Annotated in this window: 7 protein-coding genes; 5 read left to right on the forward strand and 2 right to left on the reverse strand. The window is 36.2% G+C overall.

What is annotated here, in order from left to right; all coding sequences use genetic code 11:
• The first annotated feature begins 190 nt into the window (after window positions 1-190).
• From N782_RS20050 to N782_RS20065, 4 genes are all read left to right on the forward strand, one after another.
• Window positions 191-622 carry a BrxA/BrxB family bacilliredoxin gene (locus N782_RS20050; RefSeq protein ID WP_036824681.1) on the forward strand — a complete coding sequence of 144 codons (432 nt, stop codon included), beginning with the start codon at window positions 191-193 and terminating at the stop codon, window positions 620-622.
• A gap of 103 nt (window positions 623-725) precedes the next feature.
• Window positions 726-1,676: an aromatic acid exporter family protein gene (locus N782_RS20055; protein ID WP_036824685.1), complete on the forward strand. Its 951-nt coding sequence runs from the start codon at window positions 726-728 to the stop codon at window positions 1,674-1,676.
• 58 nt (window positions 1,677-1,734) lie between these two features.
• Window positions 1,735-2,241, forward strand: coding sequence for a L,D-transpeptidase (locus N782_RS20060; protein WP_052111471.1), 507 nt, complete (start codon window positions 1,735-1,737; stop codon window positions 2,239-2,241).
• A gap of 174 nt (window positions 2,242-2,415) precedes the next feature.
• Window positions 2,416-3,192: a 3-hydroxybutyrate dehydrogenase gene (locus N782_RS20065; RefSeq protein ID WP_036824687.1), complete on the forward strand. Its 777-nt coding sequence runs from the start codon at window positions 2,416-2,418 to the stop codon at window positions 3,190-3,192.
• Window positions 3,193-3,505: 313 nt separating this feature from the next.
• On the opposite strand, the gene N782_RS20070 is transcribed toward N782_RS20065, so the two are convergent.
• Both N782_RS20070 and N782_RS20075 read right to left on the reverse strand, forming a co-directional pair.
• The gene (locus tag N782_RS20070; protein WP_036824689.1) at window positions 3,506-3,997 is read right to left on the reverse strand and encodes a hypothetical protein; all 492 of its coding nucleotides are present in this window, start codon (window positions 3,995-3,997) and stop codon (window positions 3,506-3,508) included.
• A 168-nt stretch (window positions 3,998-4,165) separates the two neighbouring features.
• Window positions 4,166-5,455 carry a GntP family permease gene (locus N782_RS20075; RefSeq protein WP_036824692.1) on the reverse strand — a complete coding sequence of 430 codons (1,290 nt, stop codon included), beginning with the start codon at window positions 5,453-5,455 and terminating at the stop codon, window positions 4,166-4,168.
• A gap of 202 nt (window positions 5,456-5,657) precedes the next feature.
• Here N782_RS20075 and N782_RS20080 point away from each other — a divergent pair, with 202 nt between their 5' ends.
• Complete coding sequence (locus N782_RS20080; protein WP_036824696.1) at window positions 5,658-6,374, forward strand: toast rack family protein; 717 nt, start codon at window positions 5,658-5,660, stop codon at window positions 6,372-6,374.
• Window positions 6,375-6,580 lie beyond the last annotated feature (206 nt).

Genomic DNA, 6,580 nt, shown 5'->3' on the forward strand with positions numbered 1-6,580 from the left:
CTCTAGCCCATATTATCTCGAATCCAAGTCTTCAAGATTATGCCTCTAATATTGAATATATTTATATTGTGTATAATGTTAAACAATTTCCAAACTTCGTTCATAAGTACGAGTTCATACCGTTGAATACCTTACCAAATCTTGATAGGATATGAGTAGTAGGTAACTCTAAATAAAGGAGCTATGCAATATGGATTTTAATATATTTATGGAAGATGTTGTTACGCAAGCTCGTACGGAGATTGAACAAGCGGGTTATGAGCAATTAACTACACCTGAAGAAGTAGATGAGGCATTACAACGTAAAGGTACTACGCTAGTAATGATAAACTCAGTTTGTGGATGTGCTGGTGGAGTAGCTAGACCTTCTGCTGCGCATGCTATTCATTATGATAAACGCCCTGATAACCTTGTAACAGTTTTTGCAGGTCAAGATCGTGAGGCTACAAATCGTGCACGTGAATATTTTGTAGGCTTCCCGCCATCTTCTCCTTCTTTCGCTTTTCTAAAGGATGGAGAAATTGTAACGATGGTAGAACGACATGATATTGAAGGATTTGACCCAATTCAAGTGGTAGGTAAATTGCAAGGTATCTTTGATCAGCATTGTGAAGAAGTATAAATAGGGATGGTCTACCATCCATTAACTGAAAAAGATGGTCTCTTGGCCATCTTTTTCGTTATTCTATAGGTTATCGTTTAGATCTTTATAAGGAGATTGAGATGTGAAAATAGGATACCGTACATTAAAAACGGCAGTTGGAACTCCTGTTGCTATTTGGTTTGCTCAGATGCTGGCGTTAACCAATTTTGCTTCGGCAGGAATTTTAACGATACTATGTATTCAAAACACAAGGAAACGTTCTATTGTAAGTGCATCATCTCGTTTCGCAGCATGTGTACTTGCAATGATTTTTTCATTTATTATCTTTGAAACAATCGGTTATCACCCATTGGCAATAGGTATTATGCTCATTCTATTTATTCCTACTACAGTAAAATTGAAGATAACCGAAGGCATTGTCACAAGCTCTGTTATTATTCTTCATTTATATGGGTCCAATAATATTAACGGAGAAACATTGCTTAATGAGCTACTTCTAATAGTTGTAGGAATTGGCGTAGCCTTATTACTAAACTTGTACATGCCTAGTTTAGAAGGAAAGCTTCGTGAAAAACAAACAGCTGTAGAAGAGAATTTTCAACGTATATTACAAGAAATTGCTGTATTCTTACGGTCGGGTGATCAAAAGTGGACAGGGAAAGAACTAACCACTACAGCTAATTTACTTGATGAAGCAAAGGCATTAGCTTATCGAGATGTTGAAAATCATTTGTTACGTGGTCATCACCAGTATTATCATTACTTTCAAATGAGGCAAAAACAGTTTGAACTTCTCGAACGAATGCTACCGTTAATAAGCAGGATTAATCAAACATCAAATCATGCTGTCATTATAGCTGACTTTTTTGAAGAATTATCTCAAAATGTTCACCCAGGAAATACGGCTGTACTATTTTTGCAGCAGATTAAAGAATTGCGTCATGAATTTAAACAAGCAGACTTGCCACAGACAAGGGAAGAATTTGAAACAAGAGCGAGTTTATTTACATTATTAAATGAAATAGAACAGTATCTAGTCATTAAACGTATGTTCAAAAAGAGTGATATATAATGTTCCTGATTATTTAGGGCAAGCTATTCTTACGAAGTCTTTATAAGGAGGTTTTGTAATGAAGAGCTTGCTCATAATTGTGCTATTGGCCATGTCTCCCATTTGGCCAATTGGTGAAAATCCTTCACGTGGGTACCCCTTCTTAATCGTGAACAAGAGCACCAATCAATTAGCATATATAGATGACAATAAAGTTCAGAATGTATATCCGGTTGCCACTGGGAAGACGAATGACCTTACGCCTGAAGGGCTACACATAATTACAGTGAAGGCGAAAGATCCGTATTATCGAAAATTGGATATACCAGGCGGTGATCCTAGAAATCCTTTAGGGTCAAGATGGATTGGCTTTGATGCAAAAGGTACTGATGGTCGTATATATGGTGTACATGGTACCAACCAGCCAAGCTCAATAGGTAAATATATATCAAATGGTTGTATCCGAATGAACAATAAAGATGTAGAGTATATTTACGATAGGATCCCTATTGGTACAAAAATAGCAGTAGTGAAAAGTGACAAATCATTTCAACAGCTAGCAAAAGAGTATAAGGCAATAGACTAACATAGAGGAGTAATCCTTTATGTTTTTTTCTGTTCTTGCGCTTTTGTTCTTTGAAGCAATTTGAAATGGAAGATGCATTGTGTACTTCGCTTTACTATTTGTACAAAATTTTTACTTAATTTTCTACAATTGGGCAATATAACAGGTAGATTGAATAAAAGGAGGAACACACAAATGCTTGAAGGAAAGTCAGCGCTTATCACTGGTTCTGGTCAAGGAATTGGTTTGGAAATTGCTACTGAATTCGCCAAAGCTGGCGCGAAAGTCATGTTAAATGACATTAACGAAGATACATTAAAGGAATCTGTTAAAGAGTTAACATCCCAAGGATTCACTGCTGATGGAGTTGTGGCAAATGTTGCTAAAGAAGAAGATGTGAAAAATGCAATTGAGAAGACGATTGAGTCATTTGGTCGAATTGATATACTAGTTAATAACGCAGGCATTCAGCATGTTGCCCCTATTGAAGAATTTCCATCAGAGAAATTCGGATTAATTCTTGATATTATGCTCAAGGGTCCGTTTTATGGTATTAAATATGCGTTTCCACACATGAAAGAACAAGGCTATGGTCGGATATTAAATATGGCCTCCGTTAATGGGTTGATTGGGTTTGCTGGTAAAGCAGGTTATAATAGTGCGAAACACGGCGTCATAGGGTTAACTAAAGTAGCAGCTTTAGAAGCCGCAGATCATGGTGTTACGGTAAATGCTATTTGTCCAGGTTATGTAGACACTCCGTTAGTACAAAACCAATTAGAGGACTTAGCCAATACGCGTAATATCGATAAAGAAAAAGCATTAGAAGAGGTTATTTATCCTCTAGTGCCACAAAAAAGATTACTTCAAGTTCAAGAAATAGCAGATTATGCCATTTACTTAGTAAGTGAAAATGCTAAGAGTATTACAGGGCAAGCTGCTGTAATTGATGGAGGATACACGGTTCAATAATAGAAACGTAAATAAGAGGTTACCAATTGTGGTAGCCTTTTTATTTTTGTCAGAAATTATAAAATTCAATGCTTGTGTATAACTGAAGAAGTAAAGTAGCCACGTCCAGCTCCAGCGCCCAGCAACTAGCAAACTTCCGGCACCTCCTTACGATAAGTCAACATCGAATCGCTATCGCTCTTCGAGTTTCCTTTCGGCCTACAGGACGTAGGTTGGTTCGATGTTGCTGCGTGATGCAGCGGTTTTAATCGAACTTCAAAGAGTTAGGACAGTTTGTACGTCGCTAACCGGGCGCTTGCGCTTTTGTTTGTTATTACCAGGGTACTTTAAAAAATAGTATGAAGAAAATGATAATCAAGATGGATAACCCATAGATTAAGAAGGGACGTGTTCTATGTAAACTTATAAAGATATACATAATAACATAAAAAGGCAGATCCATCCAAAGTTCATAGTTATTATGGAAGCTTAAACGTTCTAACTTATAAAACATCCAAGAAAATAGAAAAGATCCAAGCGCCCAAGCAAGTGTGTAAAAGCTTCTATGAAGCATTTTTCTTGGCATATGGCTGATGTATAGAAATGTGATGGAAGGTAGTACGATAAAGGAATGGATTAACGTGAGTTCTTTTGATGTAAGCCAGATGGATTCATAGGTCCATAAATGATAATCATCAACAATAATTAGGTAAAGAAGACTCATGGAGGATACATACCAGAGTGTATCTAAATGATGGGTGAGTTTCTTCCAATTTCCCCATTTTATAGTAGTTAATAACAAGAAAAACGAAAATAGTACATGCATGATAGTGAATCTCCTAAATGTTTTCCATATTATCACCTAAAAAATGTATATTTATATCCTCGCGATTAAAATTGGTAATATTTTACTAGTTGGAGGTTAATACTTGTATTGGTAAAGCATCAAAAAAGCATTGAATTCTTGTTGGAATTCAATGCTTTTTAGGTATGATTAATTTATTCCCATCATTGCAAGTAAAATGATAGCGATTGTTGCAATCATAGGGATAAATAATCCTACCACAAATACGTCTTTATAAGAATCTTTATGTGTAAGACCGGTTACTGTAAATAACGTCAGTAAGGCACCGTTATGAGGTAGGATAGAAGCTCCGGAAGCTACGGATGTGATTCTATGGAAAGCTTCTAAACTTAGGCCTTGCTCAACAGCAATATTATAATATTGTTCACCTAAAGCTTCTAGTGCTATTCCCATACCACCAGAGGCTGAACCTGTTATCATAGCTAGAAGTTGAACTGCAAATGCTTCTGAAAAATAAGGGCTTAGAGGGATGTCGAATATTAATTCCTTCACTGTTTCAAACCCAGGTGAAGCAGTAACAAGCGCACCAAAACCTACGGCAGCACTTGTATTAACAGTTGCCATTACCGATCCAGAGGCACCGCCATTAATAGCGCTAATAAATTCTTTATAGTCTTTAAAGTTAAATACCATTACTAAAATAATCCCTATTAATAATGCCACGAGAATACTCAAATCTTCAAAAACATTTAAGGTTACAACAACAGCAATTAATGGAATGACAGATAGAATCCAGTTTGGTAGCTCATCTTCGTTAATCTCATTTACTTTATTATCCCCTTGTGGTTCTGTGAACGTATCTTCTTTTGCATCTAGTTGTTTTTGACGAAATTTTAAATAAAAATAGCCGCCTACTGCCATAATTAGTCCAGCGACAATTCCTAGAATAGGAGCTGCCATTGTGTTCGTATCAAATGTTTTAATAGGGATGATATTTTGGATTTGTGGAGTTCCTGGTATGGCCGTCATCGTAAACGTAAAAGCCCCAAGAACAAACGTAGAAGGGATTAATTTCCTAGAAACATTTGCTTGTCGAAACATAGCAACAGCTAATGGATAAACAGCAAACACAACTACAAACAAACTTACTCCACCATACGTTAATATCGCTGCAGATAAGAGCATTCCTAGAATAGCTCTTTCTTTACCAATGAAGCTTGTTATTTTATAGGCTACGGATTGTGCAGCGCCTGTATCCTCCATTAACTTACCAAATATCGCACCAAATAAGAAAATAGGAAAGTAATCTTTCGCAAATCCGACAAAGCCCTCCATATAAGTTCCAGTGTAAGATTCTAAAATATTCATGCCACTGAGCAGGGCAACAATTCCAGACACAAGTGGTGCAATCCAAATGATTGACCAACCTAAATATGCTAATAACATTAACAGGACAAGTCCAATGATTATGCTGAGCATGTGGTTTACCTCCATCTGTATTCAATAGTCTTTTTTACTATGTCCAAGATTAATGTTTTTAGTTAAACTGATTTTTATGACATAGGTGAATTGTGAAATCAAAATACGTCTTAAGTCGTATGAAGATTTATACCTACAGACTGTACTAAACCAATCAAATCCTTATTATGATGTATATAGAAATATACAAGGAGGAAAATCGATGAAACCTATCCGTCTTCTAAGTGCATGGGTTGTATTAGGTATGGTACTTACTGGCTGTAATATTAGTCTTGGAAAATCAGGTGAAGTTGAGAAAAGTGAAATTATAGTTGATCAGGATGAAGCAAAACAACTGGATGTTGAGTTACATTTAGGCGCTGGTAAATTACTGGTCGATAGCGGTACCGATAAATGGGTGGAAGGAAGTATAATGTATAGCTCCACTAAAAATAAACCTCAAATTAGCTATCAATTAAATAATGGCACGGGTCAAGTAGAAATTAAGGATTCTAAGAATGTCGATTTGAACATAGGTGATAAGGTAAATGAATGGGAAGTCAACTTAACAAAAGAAGTACCAATAAAGCTTAATGTGAATACAGGCGCTTCAGATACCTCTTTGAATCTAAGTGGATTAAACCTTTCTGATTTATCTATTCATACTGGTGTAGGGGAAATGGACGTAGATTTGAGTGGGAACTGGAAAGAAAGCTTTGATGTCGAATTAAATACTGGTGTAGGGGATACTCATGTGGTCTTGCCGAAAGACGTTGGGGTAATTATAGAGTCCTCTAAAGGAATTGGTGAATCGAACTTTGTGGACTTGATATCAAAAGGTGATGGTGTTTACGTTAATGAAGCGTATGATACATCAGATGTCATTATCTCTATACAAACAGAGATGGGGGTAGGAGAAGCTACTTTTGAAATTGAATAATTTAATGGATGTGCGTACATTCTTAAAGAGTGTACGCTTTTTTACATGGCTGTGTAAAAGTTTTGGGTTGATATAATAATAAAATAGTTTTTTGTTCTTCCATATAAGTACCATTATGTTGAAGACTTTGATTCGAGATATTATGGATTAAAGAAAAGTTTCCGTTTCTTTAAATGGAATAAAGGTGGCCGTGGAACAACTCGCGT

Source organism: Pontibacillus yanchengensis Y32, assembly GCF_000770635.1.
Taxonomy (GTDB): Bacteria; Bacillota; Bacilli; order Bacillales; family BH030062; genus Pontibacillus; species Pontibacillus yanchengensis.